We start from the raw sequence: 19320 nt of genomic DNA, 5'->3' as shown, positions 1-19320 counted from the left end.
TTTTGGATTAGTTGTGATAATACCGCTCGTGGATGATCCTGCCGTCCTGCCATTTGGTGACCACCACCTGTTCAACATGAACCGGCGTGCCATCCGTGGTAATCCAGTCCATAACCGTTTCATAAAACGTCACGTCGTCGCCTACGCCCTTGGCCGTCACATCAAAGCGCTTCCACTCTTTCACCGTGCTGAGAAATTGTTTCTCCCGTTCCAGATTGGCTTCTCGTCCGATCGTGGGAGGCTGATCGTTCTCCTGCATGGCCGCATCTTCCGCATAGAATGCATCGATCGCATCCAGAATGCGGCCTTCCCGGATATACGAAAACAAGTCTTCCAGTCTGTCTTGCAGGTTAATGGTGGTTTGTGTGCTCATGGTGTTTCTCCTTTCATGAAATTACCGGTTGAGTAATGGTGGCTCTGAATGAAGACCTGGACGGTTTTAGACCCTGGCTTCCAGGTCGGATACTGCGGGGAAGTCCACTTCCGTCCCAGCCACGTGGTTGAAATAATTGGTGAACAGAGTCAGGGCAATATGGCCCAGGATCTCCGTGATCTCCCCGTCCGTGAACCCGGCCTTGCGGAGTTTGGCGAACTCTTCCTCCGAAACCTGTCCGCGGTTCGACACGACCAGCCGCGTGAACTCCAGGGCCGTGGCCTCCTTGGTATCGAGTGATTCGCCGCGCCTACTGTCACTGATAGCCTCCTCACTGAGCCCCACCGTTCGGCCGATGGCCGAGTGGGCCGCAAGGCAATACCGGCAGTCATTGACCTCGGAAACGGTCAGGGCAATTTGTTCGCGAAACTTCGCCGAAAGATGGCCTTTCGAGAGGGCTCCCGAAAAATCGAGATATCCCTGAAGGACGGCCGGCGAGTTGGCCATCGTCCGCATAATGTTAGGTGCGAAGCCGAGCTTACTTTCCACGCCTTTCAATAAACGTTGGGCCTGGCCTGTGGCGGTCTCCGGATCGAGTGCAGTTAATCGTGTCATGGTTTGGGTTCTCCTTGTGTTGGTTTGGAAAATTTTTGCTTTCATTTTTCGTGGTATTACAATGACCATGCCACACTTTAAAAAATCATAACTTGCTGTTTTTATTAAAAACTTAACAAGTAACTAATTTATTTTCACAACGAAAAATCGTTCTTCACGAAAACTCATTGCACATCAACGAAATTTCGTTTAAATTTTCAGCTATGACGACGACAAAGGCGGAATGCCAAGAACCCACCACACTGGATTCACTGAAATGCCTGTTGCTGGACATCGCCCAGCAACGTTCATTGAATGATTTGTTATGGCTGATTGTGCGACGGCTGGCGGATCGACCCACCGTGGTCCTGGCGCGAATCTGGCTGCTTAAACCCGGCGATATCTGCTCCACCTGCCGGTTAAGGGAGGAATGTCCGGATCAGACGCAGTGCCTCCACCTCGTAGCCAGTGCGGGCCGATCGGGTGTGGAAGATAAAACCGAATGGATGAACACCGACGGGTACTTTGCCCGGTTTCCGCTTGGGGTGTGTAAGGTGGGGCGGATTGGAAAGACCGGCGAGCAACTCGTTATCAACGAGATGGAAAACAATCTCGCCTGGATTGCAAGGCCCGACTGGGCCAGACAGGAAGGCATCCAGGGCTTTCACGGACAACCCATCATCTATAAAGGAGAAACCCTTGGCGTATTGGCCGTCTTCGAACGGAAACCGGTCACCGATGAGGCCACCGTCTGGTTCCGGATGATTGCCGATCATGTGGCCGTGGCCATTGCCAACGCCCGGGCTTTCGAGGAAATCGAACGGCTGAAAGCCCAACTGGAACTGGAAAACACATTCTTAAAAGAAGAAGTCCTGGAAGCGCAGAACTTTGGCGATATTATCGGGCAGAGTCCCGCCATCGCCAACCTGGTGCAACAGATTGAACTGGTGGCCCCCACCGATGCCACCGCACTCATCTCGGGGGAGTCGGGAACGGGAAAAGAACTGGTCGCGCGGGAAATACACCGCCGCAGTCAACGCAAGGAGCATCCGCTCGTGCGGGTCAACTGTGCCTCCATTCCCAAAGATCTCTATGAAAGCGAATTCTTCGGGCATGCCAAAGGTTCCTTTACCGGCGCCATGAAAGACCGGGCCGGGAGGTTTCAAGCGGCCGATGGCGGCACGCTGTTTCTGGATGAAGTGGGAGAAATCCCCCTGGAGATGCAAAGCAAACTCTTACGCGTCTTACAGGAGGGAGAATACGAACGGGTAGGCGAGGAAACCACCAGAAAGGTCAATGTCCGCATTATCGCAGCCACCAACCGGAAGCTGGCCCAAGAGGTGGAAGCCAAAAGATTTCGTCAGGATCTGTATTACCGGTTGAATGTCTTTCCGATTGAAGTCGCTCCACTTCGCAATCGCAAGGAGGATATCCCGCTATTGGCCAGTATGTTCATGGCCCATGTCCGCAAAAAACTCAATTGCACAGGACGGGAACTCACCCAGGCGGAAGTGGTGAAATTGCAAAACTATCATTGGCCCGGCAACGTGCGGGAACTGCAGAACATCATCGAACGTGCCGTAATTTCCTCACGATGCGGATCGGTCAAGTTCGACCTGCCCGTGCCGCAAGCCAGCGGCGCATCACTCAAAACACCCCTCAAGAGAAACGGTGACAGCGTCGGCCAAATTCTGACCGAAGAGGACATTCGCCTTCAGGAAAAAGTAAACATCGAAGCCGCGTTGAACAAAACAGGCTGGAAAATTTACGGCACCGGCGGGGCGGCCGAACTCCTCGGCCTCAAACCCACCACCCTCCTGTCCCGCATCAAAAAGATGGGGATTGAGAAAGTAGGGTGAACAATTGACGATTAATCCCGGACATCTCTCTGTACGGAATAGTCCTTCATATTTGGGAATTCTTGGTCTCTTATACCCTGAGTGATATCATGACCCCAGAGGAAGGACATAGATGCCGAAACCTTTAGAAGTCACATCACTTCCCAGTTTCCGCCTGTGGCTTCGCTATGATGACGGCGTATCAGGAGAGGTCGACTTGTCCCACCTGGCAGGAAAGGGCGTTTTCAAGGCCTGGGATCAACCGGATTTTTTCAGAGGAGTCCGAATTGGACCTCTCAGAAAAATTTCATGGAGCGATGAAATTGACCTATGCCCGGACTCTCTCTATATGAAACTGACGAAAAAAACACCTGAGGATATGTTTCCAAATCTGAAGACAGGCATGAATGCCTGAAATTTGTCGCTTTTATGGGATTGTCATCAAGATGTATTTTGATGATCACACTCCGCCCCACTTTCATGCCGAGTACGCAGGTGATGAAGCCCTCATAGATGTAAATACGTTGGTTGTGGTTTCAGGTCGATTGCCCGCACGCGCTCAAGCCCTTGTTTCAGAATGGGCCACGCTTCATCGTGAGGAGCTTCTTTTCTGATTGGCAAAAAGCGAAGAGCTTGGAACCTTTGGACAAAATCGAACCTCTTCCCTAATTAGAATCCCATGAAAAATGAGTGGAGGGGTGGAATGAGTATTTCGGTCGTTGACCATCAGATTCCCAGTGCACAGGATGTAAAAATGACAGACGATACCTTAAGTGTCGACTTAGGGGGTGGACGAACAATTTCGGTCCCATCGGTATGGTTTCCACGACTTGTTCACGGGACACCAAAAGAACGAAACAATTGGAGATTGATTGGCAGAGGAGAGGGAATCCACTGGGAAGACCTCGATGAAGATATCAGTATTGAAGGCTTACTTGCAGGCCACGCCTCAGGGGAGAGTCAGGCCTCTTTCAAGAAATGGTTGGACAAGCGAAATTCTTCTCGAAAATGATTGCAGATCTCCACCGGTAAAATTCGACCTGCCCGTGCCGCAAGCCAGCGGGTCTTCACTCAAAACGCCCATCCAGAAAAATGGGGACAGCGTCGGCCGGATTCTGACCGAAGAGGACATTCGCCTTCAGGAAAAAGCGAACATCGAAGCCGCATTACACAAAACAGGCTGGAAAATCTACGGTACCGGCGGGGCAGCGGAACTCCTCGGCCCCAAACCCACCACCCTCCTCCCCGCATCAAAAAAATGGGGATTGAAAAAACCGTTAGATTTGCGTCATTAACTTGAATTTAAGTAGGAATGGGATACAAATCAAAAATGTATGCGTTTGCGGTATTCGCCTTCAAAGAGAGTAAGAAAATCACCCTACTCAGAACAATCACCATGACTGGGAATGCCGCAGACTAACTTCACCTCTCCAAAATCGATTTTCGTGTTTAGTAGCCAGGCAATCTCTACCTCTTAAAAGAAGATGAACGAATATGATGGATGATTTTACTCCTGGCCAACGCTGGGTGAGTGACAACGATGCCGCACTCGGTTTGGGCATCGTCCAATCTGTCGCCTTTCGCACGGTTCAAATTGAATTTCCCGCCGTTGATGAAACACGCACGTATGCAAAAGCCACCGCCCCGCTGACACGCGTTGAATTTGATGTCGGTGATTCAATTAAAAGTATGGATGGTTGGGATCTTTCGATCACCGAAATAGAACATGTCAGCGGCACAGTGCGCTACCACGGCATTCGGGAAAGTGGTGAGGCGGCCACCATGCATGAACGTGAGCTGTCCGATGCACTCACGTTTAATGTACCTCAAGACAAACTCTTTGCCGGGCAAGTTGACGACAACAGATGGTTTGAGCTTCGTGCGGCCACGTTACAACACCTTGCCACACAACAAGCATCAACAAGCTTTGGCTTACACGGGCCACGTGTCAGCCTGATTCCACATCAAATTTATATTGCCCATGAAGTATCAAAGAGAACCGCCCCCCGTGTTCTGCTCGCCGATGAAGTAGGACTCGGTAAAACCATTGAAGCCGGCTTAATTCTGCACCGTCTGATACTGACCGGACAAATACACCGTGCGTTAGTTATCGTCCCGGAACCACTACTGCATCAGTGGCTGGTGGAATTGCTCAGGCGCTTTAATTTACGCTTCACCTTAATCGATGAACAGTATTTTTCACATATCGACGAGGCATTCGACAATCCGGAAGAATCGGCACCTCTTGAAAACCTTTTCGATCAATTCCCCCTCGTCTTATGCGGACTACACTTTGCCTGCCGCGATGATATCGCCCCGTTAATGGCCATGTGCCATTGGGATATATTGGTCGTCGATGAGGCGCACCATCTGGAGTGGACACCGGGTGAGAGCAGCCGGGAGTATCGACAAATCGCAACGTTAGCGAATCAGTCAGATTCAGTCTTGTTATTAACAGCCACACCCGAGCAATTTGGCACGGCAGGACATTTTGCCCGTTTGCGACTACTCGACCCGGCGCGTTTCCACTCGCTCGACAGCTACTTAGCCGAGGAGAAACAGCATGCCGCGACTGCCGGGCTGGTAAATATTCTACTCGATCATCAGACCATGACTGAAGATGATCTAGCACATTTACGTTCGCTCATTGATGATAGCGATGCCATCGACCTGGCAGCCATCAATGCCGCTAATGACGATGCACGCATACTTCGACGACACCTCATCGACCGTTTGATTGATCAACACGGCACTGGCCGCATATTGTTCAGGAACACGCGTGCGGCGATCAGCGGGTTTCCCCGGCGTCACTTCATTCCTGCTGTACTTGATGACGACAGAAACGAGACCCGTATTGACTGGCTTTCCGATAAACTCCGAGAACTATCGCCGCACAAAGTCCTACTGATTTGCGCGACCGCCGAGACCGCGGTTTCCCTATCTACAATACTGCTGGAAAGGCATGGCCTGCCAGCCGGCGTTTTTCACGAACACATGAATCTCCTGGAACGAGACCGCGCTGCCGCCTGGTTTGCCGATGCCGAAGACGGTGCGCAAATATTGATTTGTTCGGAGATTGGCGGCGAAGGCCGAAACTTTCAATTTCTACATAATATCGTCCTGCTCGACTTACCCGATCAACCCGATTTACTGGAGCAGCGCATTGGCCGCCTGGATAGAATCGGGCAGCAGCACGATATCAATATTCACGTGCCTGTCGCGGCAGGTTCAAGAGACGCACGACTGAGCCGCTGGTACAATTATGCACTCAATGCGTTTGAGCATAGTTGCGTAACCGGCCAACACATCAAGGCCGAAATGGAAGAACCATTTGCTGCTTACCTTGCCGGCGAACACCTCGATGAGGACCGGTTCATCAAGGAATGCAGGCAACTGCACGAGCAAAAGACCCGGCAACTCAACCTTGGTCGCAACCGGTTGCTCGAACTCAGTGGGTGCCGTCAGGAAATTGCTGACCCGTTGATAAAAGAAATCAAACGCAATGAGCAGGAGAACAGCTTATTACGATACCTTGAAAACGCCTTTGATTGTTTTGGGGTTGAAATTGAAGATCATTCGCCAAGCAGTTGGATCATACGACCGGGCGCTCATTTACAGGTGGCACAATTTCCTGAGTTACCCGAAGACGGCATCACCGTAACGACCAATCGCGAGACCGCCCTTGCGCGAGAAGATATGCATTTCCTGAGTTGGGAACACCCGTTAGTGGGTGCGACAATCGACTTGACTTTGAACGGAGAACGAGGCCGGGTCAGCGTCTGCGCGTTACACCTGCCACACCTTCCGCCTCGCAATATTTTAATCGAGGCCATATTCGAATCGAACTGCCCTGCACCCGCCGGATTAGAGATCGGGCGCTACCTTCCTTGCCACGCCTTACGCTTGCTGGTCAACCAGGACGGGAAAAACTATACCCAGCAACTACCACCTGACCGCTACGAAACTTTACTGGAAAAGATCAATCGGAAAGTCGCACAACAAATGATCCAGAGCACGCGTGCGACCTTAAAAAAACAGGTGCAACACATTGAGGAAATAGCCGCGCAACAGCTCCCCATGCTTCGAAATGCTGCCATCGCCTCGATGCATGAAGAATTAGATAACGAATTACAGCGTCTCCTTACCCTGCAAAAGCGCAACCCAACAATTCGCGATGAAGAAGTGCAATTCCTGCACACGAAAATTTCCGATGTGGAAAAGCATTTGCAAAGCAGTACCCTCCATCTGTCCGCCCTGCGCATCATTTATACCGTTTAAGCCCTCGCATACAAACCCTTGAGGGTACATTCCCCGTTACGTGTGGTGTAAATTAATCGCTTGAGCGAGTACAATCATGAGGGAAGTAGGTGAAGCAACAAAAATTATGGGGCGTGTCTGTTGTTGTTATTTATTTAGGTAAGTATTCGCTATGGCGTGCCGCAGGCCTTGGGTTTGCAAAAAGTCTAAACTAGATAACAAAAGACATGACCCGTAGTCTAAAGAAAACCGGGGAGAGCCCCGGCGAAGTCCTGACGGAAGAAAGTATGCGCTTTCGCGAAAGGGCCAATATCGAATCCGCCTTAAAGTACACCGACAGGAAAATTTACGGAACCGGAGGGGCCGCTGAACTCCTCGGCATTAAACCCACTATCCTCCTCTCCCGCATTAAAAAGATGGGGTTTGTGAAATCAGGGTAAAATGAGATTTGGAATCGATACTTTAATTATTCTTCAACCAACAGTGGGCTGCGAAAACCTTTCGATAATTCCATAAAGGAAAAGATGAAATCTCTGATACGGGTAGGTGAATAAAAAAACAATTTTCAGGAATTTTTATGTCATTTCGGTGGGAAGATATAAAACCATTTAATAATTCTCAAAATTATGCTTTTGAAGAATTGGTATGCCAATTAGCAAGGGAAGAGGATATTGAAGGGAAAAAAGAATTTTACCGTGTTGCCGCTCCAGACGGGGGGGTAGAAGCTTATTGCATTTTAGAAGATGGCAACGAGTATGGTTGGCAAGCCAAGTATTTCTTTTCCATGGGGAGTTCGCAATGGCAACAATTAAGGAAATCTTTTGAGACTGCCCTTAAAACCCACCCAAACCTTAAGAAATACATAATTTGCCTTCCATTGGATAGACAAGATCCTCGGCACCTTGAGGAAAAGTGGTTCATGGATCGATGGAATGAAAAGGTGGCTGAATGGACTGATTATGCCAAAGCAGAAGACAGGGAAGTTGGCATTGTATATTGGGGAAGCTCTGAACTTGCTCACAGATTATCTCAGGAAAAAAATGCTGGCAGAAAATTTTTCTGGTTTTCAGGAGAAGAATTTTCAGACCAATGGTTTAAGTCCCATGTCGAGACCAGCATCAGTGATTTAGGTAAACGTTATACTCCTGAACTGAACGTTGAATTAGAAATTGCCAGGAATTTTGATGCTATTAGCAGGAACAATGCTTTTCGTCAATTTATAAAAGAAAGTTTTCATGTATTTCTATTAGATCTGAATAAAGTTTTGAACAGTTTACGCAGGTTCCCGTTCAGAGATGAAATAAATCTGATATCTGCTGCTATAAATAATATTGAAAAGGCGTTTTTAGAATCCCAAAGCAAGGAATTGGTTGAAATTGACACAGATTCACTGGACAAAAGTATCGAGATAATTGAGAGGGCACTCTCCGAATGCGATAAAAACATCGAGTTGGACAAAAAAGACAGAAAAGAATCTTTTGATTACCTAAAGTACGAAATAAATAAAGCAAAAGGAGCTTTGTATGATTTTTCTGACTTTATTCAAGGTTCGATATTAAAGGTAGTAAATCGTCCTATTGCATTGCTTTCTGGCCCAGCAGGAATCGGAAAATCACACCTATTGGCGGACATAGCGTCAAATAGAATAAATGCCAAAAAGTCCTGCATATTACTTTTAGGGCAAAAATTTAGATCTGAAGAATCACCATGGACACAAATTCTACGCAATCTGCTTAGACTGAACTGTAATGAAACCCAGCTTTTAGGCGCTCTGGAGGCTAGGGCACAAGCGCAGGGCGAACGACTATTATTTCTGGTGGATGCAATTAATGAGGGGAAAGGCAGGTATTTTTGGCCAGAACATATTAGGGGCTTCGTTAAAGAGTTCTCTAAATACCCCTGGATTGGGTTGGTACTCAGCGTTCGGTCCTCTTATGAAAAACTCCTAGTGCCTGACAATTTCATTGAAAACACTGGGATAACCAAAATTTCTCATTTTGGTTTTGATGGTATCGAATATCAATCCGCGCGATTTTTCTTTTCACAGTATGGCATTGAGCAACCAAGCGTGCCTTTGCTTAACCCTGAATTCAAAAATCCATTATTTCTCAAGCTTTTTTGTGAAGGGTTACATCGCTCGGGATTGACAAATGTCCCCAAAGGATATGGGGGCATCAGCAGTATCGTTGATTTTTTCATCCAGAGTATTGATGAGAAGCTTTCAACCCCAAGTTTTTTTGATTACCCCTCTGGCCAAAAAATTATCAGGAAAGTAATTGATAGGCTTATTGAATTCAAATTAGATAATAAACTTAGCACTGTTCCCTATGAGAAGGCGTTCGAATTAGCTGATCAAATTATATCTCAATTTAGTAATGCACGGCGGTTCCTAGATGCCCTTATATCTGAAGGGGTTTTTGCCAAGAATTTATTCCTGAAAGAAAATGGAGAATTTGAGGAAGGTATTTATTTAGCTTATGAACGATTTGAAGATCATCTTACAGTGGCATATTTGCTCGATAGGACCCTTCCGAACACCCCATTAGATGAAATTTTCAGAGAAAAAGGTAGGCTATTCCGCTACATTGAAGATTCAGGTTTCACACAAGGGCTATTAGAGTCGTTAGCCATACAAATTCCTGAGAGGACCGGAAAAGAATTATACGAATTAGTTGATGATGGGAAAAAAGATGATACAGGAATAATTGATTCCTTTATCAACAGTTTGATTTGGCGGAAACCCGAAACTATCAAAGAAACCAGTATTGAGTACGTTAATAAATATGTTTTTCGCTACAAAAATTCCTTCGATTTATTTTTTCAGATGGTCTATTCGGTAGCTACCGACCCCGAACATTTCTACAATGCTGATAGCCTGCACCGTTATTTAATGCAGTTCACCATGGCTGTAAGAGATGCAAGCTGGACGATAAATCTCCATGATCAAGATTACCAGGGGTCTTCAATGCCTAGGCTCATTGATTGGGCCAAGTCGGAAGAAGACAAGTTTTACTTATCCAGTGAATCCCGTCTATTAGCAGCCAAGGCTCTGACTTGGCTTTTCACTAGCACTAATATTTCATTCAGAGATTCGGCAACAAAAGCGTTAGTCGTATTACTAGAAAATAGCTTTGAAACAATAAAAACACTCTTGGTGGAGTTCGAGAAAGTCGACGACCCATACGTCTATGAACGAATCTTCGCTGCAGCTTATGGCGGGGTCCTGCGCTCTCAAAAGATTGAAGGGTTGGAGGATCTCTCACATTATATAATTGAGAAACTTTTTAAAGCTGATGAAGTCTATCCCAATATTTTAGTCAGAGATTACGCAAGAAACATTGTGGAATATGCCATCCACAGAAAATGTATTACCCTAGAAAATATTGAAATTATACGTCCACCATACAGAAGCTCCTTTCCTTCGGCCTTCCCAAGTAACGATGAAATAGATGCTTATGAATTCGATTATAAAAATCCGGATTTCAAGGACTATTATTGGGGCCAAAACTCAATTTTAAGCTCAATGGTAACGGAGTATGGGCGGGGGGTTTGTATGTATGGAGATTTTGGTCGATACACCTTTCAAAGTGCCTTATATGACTGGGAGAATTTCAATCCAAATGATTTAAGCAATTATGCCTGTAAGCTCATATTTGAAAAATATGGCTATGATGTTGAGAAACATGGAAAATTTGACAGACACGCTACTAGTGGCGACCGACATACAAATAAAAGAGAAAGGATCGGGAAGAAGTACCAGTGGATTGCATTGTATGAAGTCCTTGCCCGAGTTTCTGATAATTTTCAAATGGTGGATGAGTACACACGGTGGAGTGAAGATAAGCATTATGTTTGGTATCAAGGGCCTTGGCAACCCTTTGTTAGAAATATTGATCCTACAGTTGTGCATCATCAAAGAAAGGTTTCACAAGATTCAATGAAATTTGGTAATTCTGGGAACAATATTGATATGGATGACACACATGAAAATTGGCTTTTCAGCCACCAGAATCTACCAGATCCTGTCTCCGTAATATATGACAATGCCACCGTAAATTCGGATTGGTTAGTTCTTAAGAGGCACCTTTCCTGGGAAGAGTCAGTTCCCATTGGAAAAGATGACCTTCATTTTCCTCGAAAGCACCTTTGGTATCACATTAGAAGTTACCTCGTAAAAGAAGATGAATATGACAGTATAATTCATTTCCTCCAAGATCAACAATTTTCTGGGGACTGGCTCCATGAAAGGAATGATCGGTACCAAGTATTTAGTCGGGAATTTTTTTGGTCACCAGCTTATCAATTTTTTAAAAAACCATACTACGATGGCGGAGACTGGGATGAAGTGAATGATCCAGGGAACAGATCCAAGGTAATAGGGCATGTTCTCCCAACCTCAGAAGGGTACCGATGGCAGTCCGGTGCGGATTATGAAAGCCAACCTTCGTTTCTTGCTCCATGCGAAATTTTCTACTTATACCTGAATCTACAATATTCTAAAAATATGGGTGAATGGCTATCCAAGGAGGGACAAGTCGTTTGTTTTGATCCTTCAGTGGGAAAGGGGGGTCCCTCTGCCTTGAATGTTCAGAAAACCTTTCTACAACAATTTTTGTCGGGTAATAATCTAAAAATTTTTTGGACATGCTTTGGAGAAAAAAATATTTATGGGACTTCTTTCAGTGGGACAAGATTCCCAAGGGGGTTGGAACTTTCCGGTATCTACACTCTGAATAATGGGCAAATTGAAGGAGAGATAAAATATAAATGCCCCTCTAATAGCCAATAGAAATTCAAGGTGTTGTTTATTCCTATCTTACTACGACTGGAAAAAATGAATTGGGAGATTGAGTTGTTTTACCGTTTTGGTCAACGGATTCTTGACCTCTACCCGTTGCATGGAAGACCAAAGCTCCAATGGCAAACATCAAATATTAGGATTCTCTATTCATAGGTTCCCCGAATCGGATAGTCATTCTCCTGAATCCATTTCAAGGTATCAATTAATTCCTCGGGGTCCGACCTGTTGAAGGGCGTATTGGACATATCGATCAATTGGACCTGACCTTCCGGATTCACCGCAAACATGCCGGGTTCGGGGAACGGTTGGTCGGTTTCCTTCGGAGAGCGCGGAAGGGAAATATACAGACCGAGTTCCTTCATTTGTTCGATCGACAGCCCGTAGGCCACCGGAAACGTTGCGCCGGTTCCTTCAACCATCTTCTTGGCTTTGTGTTCCGGATCGCCTGAGACGGCCACCATTTCTGCTCCCACAGCGGGAAACTTTTCTTTAAAATTTTCCAGTTTCTTCAGGTAGGTTTTACATATCGGGCAATGCAACCCCCGATAGATAAACACGACCTGCCAGTTCCCCTTCTTTTTGGGATGGCCCAATGTGACCTCTCCCCCGTTGACCAGCGGAAGTGTAAATTCAGGGAGCCGGCCCGACGAAAGCTTTGTTGGAGCCATGGGTATTACCTCCTTTAAGATTGGTTCAGTTTTTCGTATAAACCGGTCCAATCCATATGATCGTGTGGATTGCCTTATTTTGGAATTTTGAAAAGACCCGGTTGATCTCATCTTAACAAGCCCGGGAAGTGTAATAATCTCTCATAGGTGGATAAATGATCCTTTTTTGATGGAACTTCATCTAACAACATGAGAATATCCGCAGTGCAATTCTGATGGGACCGAAAATTTAGGAACTTGAGAGCAGGCGTTTTTAAAAAGGCTCATATTCAGGAAGGCGTCCTGACCTTGCTCAATCCATCCCCGATTTCCCGTTTTTCCCATAGGCGCCTGACAACTTTATTATTCTGGGTTAAAGCGGCAGCGTTGCTTGTCTTGCCGATAGCGGTGTATTTGGCCACGCAGCACGTCGACGTCGGTGAGGTATTCAATCCTGACCGGCTCACCCAATGGCTTTCCCAGGCCGGGCCATCCGCCCCTTTTCTGTTTATGGGATTGATGGCTCTCGCCGTGATTATCAGCCCCATTCCGAGCCTGCCGCTGGACATTGCTGCGGGGGCCGCGTTTGGGCCGTTTCTTGGTGCCGCCTATGCGGTGCTGGGAGCGGAATTGGGAGCCATTATCAGCTTTCTCATTGGGCGGGCCGTGGGACGGGAAGTACTGAGCAGACTCCTTCGTATGAACATCGCCTTCTGCGAGAAATGTTCAGACCACCACCTGGCGGTTTTTGTGTTTTTGTCCCGTTTACTGCCGATCTTTTCCTTCGACTTGATCAGTTATGGAGCTGGACTCACCAACATGTCTCTTCGTATGTTTGCACTGGTCACTTTTCTGGGCATGATTCCTCCAACTCTCGCACTTACCTACGCCGGAAGTTCTGTCACAGGAGGAACATGGCTCACGGTGGTTCTGGGGCTTGCTATGGTCGTGCTGCTCCTTCTCATCCCCAAACTTGTTCTCCGATTCCCCGACTCACGCTTCGTCAAACTCTTGCGAGGAGAGGCCCCGATTCCGACTCCCGGATCAACTCCGCTTCAACCGCCAACTAAGGACTTTGCTGAAGGGGCACCACGTTGCGCCTCATGCAACGGCCCAATGAAGTAAATTGTGAAAGAGTGCCAACAGCGAGATTAGGAAGAAATTTCGACGGGAAGCCATTTCCGAATATTTAGGCTACCAGGGCCTTTCCTGTTATTTTGGCGTCGACCCACGGCTACAAAAACCTCTGGAGGACATTCTCCGTGGTCGTGCTCGAGCTCTGGCATTGAAACGATTACAATAAAACCACGGAAACTATGGCATTGGAAGAACAGGCGCAGGAGAAAGAACTCTTTAAGAAGCTTCTGGAGAAGCGAACAGAATACATTCTTCGGGAAAAGTTATGGCGCCAAGACCAGGACGGGTAAACCCGGTCTCTCGATTCGCCAATTTTCCGGGGATTTTTCTTATGTTTCAATCTTGTTTCCTGGCGCTCAATAGGGAGGAGCTCTCCCATGAAACGATATGACTTAGAGCAGTATCTACACGAGCATATTCCGCTCTCACGCGCCATGGGCGTTGAAGTCATTGAGGTCGGCTGGAATGGCGTCACCTTACGCGCTCCTCTTGCTCCCAATATCAATCATCGGGAAACCGTGTTTGGTGGGAGCGCCTCGGCTGTGGCCATCCTGGCAGCCTGGGCCATTCTGTATGTTCGGCTACATCAGGAACACGTGAAGTGTCGTCTGGTGATCCAGCGCAATACGATGACCTATGAGCGTCCTATTGCGAGTACGTTTGAGGCCTCTTCCACCATTCAAGACTCACTGGCCTGGGAAAAGTTTCTACGAACATTTGCACGGAAGAATCTGGCGAGAATCAGCGTCGCGGCCACACTGAGCTGCACCGGCGAACAGGTCGGGAAATTCGAAGGGGATTTCGTGGCGTTAACGATGAAACAGGATTAATGGCAGCCTCCATGGACCATCAATCTACCATGGCACCGCAAATGGGAAACCATCCGCATCTTTTTAAAGATGGGGGTTTGTCCAAATCTGGTCGAGAAATAGTCTGCTCAATTTCGGTACCGGTTACACCATGACATTCTGGATCTATTGCCTGTTAAACCGTCGCATAGGCTGGCTTTCCTGCATCTACCTGGGTCATGCTTCGCATGCGTATCATCCCGATGATTTCTTTGAGTGTTTTCCCGGCCACTTCATTCGAGACCTGACAGGTGCCCGCATTCCGGTGCCCCCCGCCGCCATACGCCAGGCAAAGTTCTCCAATATTGACCGTTGAACTCCGGTTGACGATTGACGCTCCAATTGCGAACACGGTGTTTTGTTGTTTCAATCCCCACATCACATGGATTGACAGATTGCAGTCCGGATACAGGGCATAAATCATAAACCGGTTGACGGCATAGATAGTCTCCTCATCCCGCAAATCCAGCACGACCAGATTATCATGGACAGTCGAGCATCGTTGGATCTGTTCCTTCGCCAACTCGGCATGTTTATGGAAGAGCTGCACCCGCTCTTGCACGTCCGGCAGGGCAATGATTTCATCGATACTGAGGCTGATACATTTTTCGATGAGTTCCATCATCAACTGGTAATTGGAGATACGAAATTCCTTAAAGCGTCCAAGTCCGGTACGCGCATCCATAATGAAATTCATCAAGGCCCAGCCGCTCGGGTTGAGGATTTCGTTGATATCGTATTTGGCCGAATCGCCTTTATCGACCGCATCCATCATCTCATTCCATGCGGCCGGAAATGTCTTGTCCCCACCGTAATACTCATAGACCACCCGGGCAGCAGAAGGCGCCTTGGGATCGATAATATGATTGCTTCTCTTACCCTTATTACGAATGGTTTCACTCAGATGATGGTCAAACGCGAGGTGGACGCCCTCAACATACGGCAGATTGGTGGTGATTTCCTTGGCGGAGATCGCCACTTTGCCGTCCTGCATGTCTTTCGGATGCACAAACTTGATCCCATCAATAATCCCCACTTTTTTCAACAGAACTGCACAGACCAGTCCGTCAAAATCACTGCGGGTCACCAATCGAAATTTTTCAGTAGCCATAAGATTTGATCCTCAAAGGGGAGCGAGGTTGATAAGAAAATACCACAGGCTTGTTTATGATTGACGAGGTTTGCAGCATCATATTCGCAGCCCGAACGGCCAAGGCCTACTCATATTTTCGGCCATGAGGTTCAGATCTTAAGGATATATGACTTCCGTGTTTGACTTCTCAGCCCGAAACGAGAAGCCCGTAGCTCTTTTTCTCGCATTGAGAGGAGTCGATTTCTTGCCTCAAATCCAGTTCATGCCCCAGACAAACCAGGTCCGCGAACATTATATCCTGGCGATGAAATGCGGTGACAAAGTCGACCTCACCGATTTCATTTATTTCGTTGAAGAATGCCTACAGGGAGTGTTGAATAAAAACAATTTCCAAGGGCATATTGACCCACAGGCACTTTGCATATTAGAGGCCTCGGGGCGGTTCAAAAAAGCATGCCCTGAGTCTTCCCGAAGGGTCCGTCCAGTCCTGTCCTGAGGCCCCTCGAAGGAAAGGCCGCAGTCATTTTTGCGCGCAGAGCGTACTTCCAGTACGTGAGCACGGAAAAATGGCGAGAACGCCGCTGGCGGATTTTTTCAACAGCCCCCTACAGTACCTACCTGGACGTTGTCCATAGTTGGCAGATTCCAAACCAGGACCTTTTTCCTCACAAAAATACAGTACCAACGAGTTCTGGATGACACCAGTCACATGAGCCTTTATCCTGAAACGGTCCTGCTGCTATAGGTAAAGGGCACCCCAATCGTCAGACACATATCTTTACATGACAGAACAAACCAGCCGATGCGAGTTCCTCTCCATCCGTTCATCCGAGAGATGGGGGAGCATCAAATAGAACTAGTCCGATCGAAAACAACTGGAGACGGAGAACGATTAGACCATGATATCGATTACCTGGTGGATGGGCATGATCACATTGGTGACATGCTTGATCAGGATGACTCAGGCCCTTGCAGAGGAACCTGAGCGTCTGCCCCGGACAAAGGTACTGTCGCAGGATGTTGCGGCCCAGCTACCGAAAGCCCAGTCCCCACAATGGCACTACGGCGGGTTTGTGGATCTTGGATATTCACATGACTTTAACTCTCCCGGCAATCACCTTTTTCGCAATCGCGCCACCACGCCCAAAGTCAACGAGCTCGAACTGAACATGGGCGGTGCCTATATTAAGAAGAGTGCGTCCGAGCAGTCCCGATGGGGTGCAGAGCTATTGGGGCAGGGCGGACAGGATTCCAAAGATTTCGGGTTCGGGACCAACCTTCCTCATGTTCCCGGGTCCGATGTCTGGCATCACTTCGGTCGCGCGAATTTCTCCTACCTGGCTCCGGTCGGCAACGGCTTGACGATTCAGGCAGGACTCTTTAACAGCCTCATTGGCTATGAATCATTGTACGCCAAGGATAATTTTAACTATACGCGCTCCTGGATGGCCGACTACTCACCGTACCTCATGTTCGGGGCGAATGCGGTCTATTCAATCAACGACCGATGGACCGGTGCAGTCTTTGTCATCAATGAATATTTCCATCTACAAAACGCCAACGACCTTCCGAGTTATGGAGCCCAGGCGACATACACACCCGGTCGCTCCTGGACGATTAAAGAAACCATCTATTATGGGCCTGATCAATCGAACACCTCACTGGAATTCTGGCGATTTTTTTCAGACACCATCGTTGAATGGAAAGGGAAGCAGGTCACAATTGCGGGCCAGTATCAGTTGGGAACCCAAAAGAATGCCTCGGTTCCTGGCAATCCCCGATTACTCTATATGGGCGCGACGCTCCATACGCGCTGGCACATCACCAAACCATGGTTTGTCGCGCTTCGACCGGAGCTTTATTCGGACCCGAATGGTCTCATAACCGGCTTTGCCCAATTCATCTGGGCGGTCACCGCCACTTCGGAATACCGGCTTCCCTATGAATGGACCAATTCCATATTTCGGATCGAATACCGCCATGACAACTCTACGGGTTCCGGTGGCGGGTTCTTCAAGGGTGGGCAAAACACTCTGACGCCTTCCCAGAACTTATTGATTTTCTCGGTCATTTGGACCTTCGACTCACCCTGACAGACCATCACAAGCTGAGCATGGATGAGGATGCGTATTGCCCCGGAAAGAACTGGTTCACAAGAAGCACCCTGACTGAAATGGCGTCACAGGGATCAAGGCAGGAAACCCATAGAGAAACTAGCGCAGGTTTTTCCCTTCAGGTGATTGGATAGAAGGAAAAACCGGAAACTGGTTATTGTGAAAATTCCTCATAGACACCTGTCCACGATTTAACCACTTGTCGATCTCCCTCCATCCTTGTCTGATTTTCTTTTCTCTTAAGAATTCAAGCGTTTAAACTCAGAGTGGTTGGGAAAGGGTTCTTCCACCAATTGGCATCATGATTGCTCACTTACCTCACACAGGCAAAAGAAAATTATTTACACATCCAATCAAGTGAGGCAATGACATGGCATGGTCCTTGGTTTTAACCATCAGTCTCACTATTGTGATCACGTTAATCGCCATGGGTTGGATTTGGGCGGAGAACAAACCCCCAACTCGACCTAAAGCGAGGACCAAAGCGTCAAACGATTACTTCCAAAACGAAGGAATTGAAGAAGAAGAAAAAATGGAAGTACCGAGGCTTTAAAGTTATTCATATGTTCCCCGGATCGGGAATTAGTTGCCTGAATCCCTTCCAAGATTTCGATCAACTCATCGGGATCGGACCTGTTGGGGGACATGTTGGAAATACCTATTATGGACCTTACCATCCGAACTGATTGCAAACATTCCAGGTTCTGGAAAAGGTTTATCCGTTTCCTCGGGATATCGCGGGTGAGAGATTTACACCCAAGTTTCCGATTCCACCACAGATGATCACCGGGGAATAAAAACCAAATTTTTATCGGCCGGTAAGGATACGGATTCAAATATTCTGGACGTCAAATTTGAATAAAGGTTTAATGGCCCATCCCAGGATGAGTATTGACCATCATGCACAATTTAATAATTAGTAATCCGGCTTCCCCATGAAAGCCTGAAAGATTCCCGTTCACGTCCTTACGGGGCTTTTGCCTGCTCAGCATGAGCCTGCGCCATCTTTTCCGCAACTTCCGCAGCTTTAGTGTAATAGTCCTTTAAATTCTTGGCATGTTCCACAAGGCTTGATTCATGCCCTTCTTTGGGGGTCCCCAAAAACTCATATTCTTTCTCAATTTGGCGCATTTCTTCTGCCCGCGCATGAAGGTCACTCGCCTCTTTCTGGTACCAATCCGCCAAACGCGCATGGTCATTTTGTTTCACCATTTTGCTTGGCGGACTGAATGCGCACCCGACCATCAGGGCCATCATTGTGGTTGCAAGCACCAATTTCCAGTTTCCTTGAATGTTCATAACCTCCTCCTGTGTGATGAATGATTATTGGTTATCCATGTACTTTTCCTATGCCATCTTTTGGTAAGAAATGGTTTGCCAAAAAGAAAGAACCACAACCGTCTACCTAAAGATCGGCATGCTACTTTAGGATATTTCCAAAAAAACCCATTCACAATACTTCGCTGGAAAAATGTCTGCCGGAATCCGTTCCAATTTTCCTGAAATAAAAACCAATCGGCTGAAGAATTTGCTCTGCACAGAGACGTGGGAATCATCCGTTCCCACAAATTTCGGTATGGTCTGCGTTGATTCGCTTAAAGAGATCGGAGCGGACATA

At 47.5% G+C, this 19320-nt stretch carries 16 protein-coding genes; 11 read left to right on the top strand and 5 right to left on the bottom strand.

Going from position 1 to position 19320, the window contains the following annotated elements; genetic code table 11:
* Positions 1-7 precede the first annotated feature (7 nt).
* Together ACTRXD_RS09760 and ACTRXD_RS09755 are read right to left on the bottom strand one after the other, a co-directional pair.
* Positions 8-373 (bottom strand): nuclear transport factor 2 family protein, encoded by a 366-nt coding sequence (locus ACTRXD_RS09760; protein ID WP_442431620.1) that lies wholly within the window; start codon positions 371-373, stop codon positions 8-10.
* Between the two features lie 66 nt (positions 374-439).
* Positions 440-988, bottom strand: a complete 549-nt coding sequence (locus ACTRXD_RS09755) for a carboxymuconolactone decarboxylase family protein (RefSeq protein WP_442431619.1) — start codon at positions 986-988, stop codon at positions 440-442.
* Between the two features lie 203 nt (positions 989-1191).
* Between ACTRXD_RS09755 and ACTRXD_RS09750 the strand changes: the two genes are divergently transcribed.
* The 8 genes from ACTRXD_RS09750 to ACTRXD_RS09715 all read left to right on the top strand — a co-directional run bounded on the left by ACTRXD_RS09750 (position 1192) and on the right by ACTRXD_RS09715 (position 11851).
* A complete protein-coding gene (locus tag ACTRXD_RS09750; protein WP_442431618.1) occupies positions 1192-2826 on the top strand; it encodes a sigma 54-interacting transcriptional regulator in 1635 nt (544 codons plus the stop codon).
* Between the two features lie 112 nt (positions 2827-2938).
* Positions 2939-3220 carry a DUF2442 domain-containing protein gene (locus ACTRXD_RS09745; RefSeq protein ID WP_442431617.1) on the top strand — a complete coding sequence of 94 codons (282 nt, stop codon included), beginning with the start codon at positions 2939-2941 and terminating at the stop codon, positions 3218-3220.
* Positions 3213-3419 carry a DUF4160 domain-containing protein gene (locus tag ACTRXD_RS09740; RefSeq protein ID WP_442431616.1) on the top strand — a complete coding sequence of 69 codons (207 nt, stop codon included), beginning with the start codon at positions 3213-3215 and terminating at the stop codon, positions 3417-3419. Before ACTRXD_RS09745 ends, ACTRXD_RS09740 begins: the two co-directional genes overlap by 8 nt.
* 89 nt (positions 3420-3508) lie before the next feature.
* Positions 3509-3817, top strand: coding sequence for a DUF2442 domain-containing protein (locus tag ACTRXD_RS09735; RefSeq protein WP_442431615.1), 309 nt, complete (start codon positions 3509-3511; stop codon positions 3815-3817).
* Complete coding sequence (locus ACTRXD_RS09730) at positions 3714-4100, top strand: hypothetical protein (protein ID WP_442431736.1); 387 nt, start codon at positions 3714-3716, stop codon at positions 4098-4100. The genes ACTRXD_RS09735 and ACTRXD_RS09730 overlap by 104 nt, the downstream gene beginning before the upstream one ends.
* Positions 4101-4299: 199 nt before the next feature.
* Entirely contained in the window at positions 4300-7083 is a 2784-nt protein-coding gene (locus tag ACTRXD_RS09725) for a helicase-related protein (RefSeq protein WP_442431614.1), read from the top strand.
* Between the two features lie 206 nt (positions 7084-7289).
* Positions 7290-7502 carry a hypothetical protein gene (locus ACTRXD_RS09720; RefSeq protein WP_442431613.1) on the top strand — a complete coding sequence of 71 codons (213 nt, stop codon included), beginning with the start codon at positions 7290-7292 and terminating at the stop codon, positions 7500-7502.
* 137 nt (positions 7503-7639) lie between these two features.
* Positions 7640-11851 carry a hypothetical protein gene (locus ACTRXD_RS09715; RefSeq protein WP_442431612.1) on the top strand — a complete coding sequence of 1404 codons (4212 nt, stop codon included), beginning with the start codon at positions 7640-7642 and terminating at the stop codon, positions 11849-11851.
* 155 nt (positions 11852-12006) lie between these two features.
* Here ACTRXD_RS09715 and ACTRXD_RS09710 read toward each other — a convergent pair whose 3' ends face one another.
* Positions 12007-12531 carry a peroxiredoxin-like family protein gene (locus ACTRXD_RS09710; RefSeq protein ID WP_442431611.1) on the bottom strand — a complete coding sequence of 175 codons (525 nt, stop codon included), beginning with the start codon at positions 12529-12531 and terminating at the stop codon, positions 12007-12009.
* A gap of 237 nt (positions 12532-12768) precedes the next feature.
* On the opposite strand from ACTRXD_RS09710, the gene ACTRXD_RS09705 reads away from it, so the two are divergent.
* Positions 12769-13635: a TVP38/TMEM64 family protein gene (locus tag ACTRXD_RS09705; protein ID WP_442431610.1), complete on the top strand. Its 867-nt coding sequence runs from the start codon at positions 12769-12771 to the stop codon at positions 13633-13635.
* A gap of 389 nt (positions 13636-14024) precedes the next feature.
* On the top strand, positions 14025-14477 hold the full coding sequence (locus tag ACTRXD_RS09700; protein ID WP_442431609.1) for a YiiD C-terminal domain-containing protein: 453 nt from the start codon (positions 14025-14027) through the stop codon (positions 14475-14477).
* 154 nt (positions 14478-14631) lie between these two features.
* Here the strand turns inward: ACTRXD_RS09700 and ACTRXD_RS09695 are convergent, their stop codons facing one another.
* Entirely contained in the window at positions 14632-15606 is a 975-nt protein-coding gene (locus ACTRXD_RS09695; protein ID WP_442431608.1) for an exopolyphosphatase, read from the bottom strand.
* A gap of 881 nt (positions 15607-16487) precedes the next feature.
* Between ACTRXD_RS09695 and ACTRXD_RS09690 the strand changes: the two genes are divergently transcribed.
* Entirely contained in the window at positions 16488-17681 is a 1194-nt protein-coding gene (locus tag ACTRXD_RS09690; protein ID WP_442431607.1) for an outer membrane beta-barrel protein, read from the top strand.
* A gap of 987 nt (positions 17682-18668) precedes the next feature.
* Here ACTRXD_RS09690 and ACTRXD_RS09685 read toward each other — a convergent pair.
* On the bottom strand, positions 18669-19001 hold the full coding sequence (locus tag ACTRXD_RS09685; RefSeq protein WP_442431606.1) for a hypothetical protein: 333 nt from the start codon (positions 18999-19001) through the stop codon (positions 18669-18671).
* Positions 19002-19320: the final 319 nt, after the last annotated feature.

This window comes from Nitrospira sp. T9 (genome assembly GCF_052156535.1).
In the GTDB taxonomy this organism is placed as follows: Bacteria; Nitrospirota; Nitrospiria; order Nitrospirales; family UBA8639; genus Nitrospira_E.
This window is presented reverse-complemented; position numbering and strand designations above follow the sequence as displayed.

Coding starts and splice junctions, on each gene's coding strand:
- ACTRXD_RS09695 (WP_442431608.1), bottom strand. CDS start 15,606: ATGGCTACTGAAAAATTTCGATTGGTGACCCGCAGTGATTTTGACGGA.
- ACTRXD_RS09730 (WP_442431736.1), top strand. CDS start 3,714: ATGAAGATATCAGTATTGAAGGCTTACTTGCAGGCCACGCCTCAGGGG.
- ACTRXD_RS09735 (WP_442431615.1), top strand. CDS start 3,509: ATGAGTATTTCGGTCGTTGACCATCAGATTCCCAGTGCACAGGATGTA.
- ACTRXD_RS09745 (WP_442431617.1), top strand. CDS start 2,939: ATGCCGAAACCTTTAGAAGTCACATCACTTCCCAGTTTCCGCCTGTGG.
- ACTRXD_RS09715 (WP_442431612.1), top strand. CDS start 7,640: ATGTCATTTCGGTGGGAAGATATAAAACCATTTAATAATTCTCAAAAT.
- ACTRXD_RS09700 (WP_442431609.1), top strand. CDS start 14,025: ATGAAACGATATGACTTAGAGCAGTATCTACACGAGCATATTCCGCTC.
- ACTRXD_RS09685 (WP_442431606.1), bottom strand. CDS start 19,001: ATGAACATTCAAGGAAACTGGAAATTGGTGCTTGCAACCACAATGATG.
- ACTRXD_RS09750 (WP_442431618.1), top strand. CDS start 1,192: ATGACGACGACAAAGGCGGAATGCCAAGAACCCACCACACTGGATTCA.
- ACTRXD_RS09720 (WP_442431613.1), top strand. CDS start 7,290: ATGACCCGTAGTCTAAAGAAAACCGGGGAGAGCCCCGGCGAAGTCCTG.
- ACTRXD_RS09710 (WP_442431611.1), bottom strand. CDS start 12,531: ATGGCTCCAACAAAGCTTTCGTCGGGCCGGCTCCCTGAATTTACACTT.
- ACTRXD_RS09690 (WP_442431607.1), top strand. CDS start 16,488: ATGATATCGATTACCTGGTGGATGGGCATGATCACATTGGTGACATGC.
- ACTRXD_RS09755 (WP_442431619.1), bottom strand. CDS start 988: ATGACACGATTAACTGCACTCGATCCGGAGACCGCCACAGGCCAGGCC.
- ACTRXD_RS09725 (WP_442431614.1), top strand. CDS start 4,300: ATGATGGATGATTTTACTCCTGGCCAACGCTGGGTGAGTGACAACGAT.
- ACTRXD_RS09740 (WP_442431616.1), top strand. CDS start 3,213: ATGCCTGAAATTTGTCGCTTTTATGGGATTGTCATCAAGATGTATTTT.
- ACTRXD_RS09760 (WP_442431620.1), bottom strand. CDS start 373: ATGAGCACACAAACCACCATTAACCTGCAAGACAGACTGGAAGACTTG.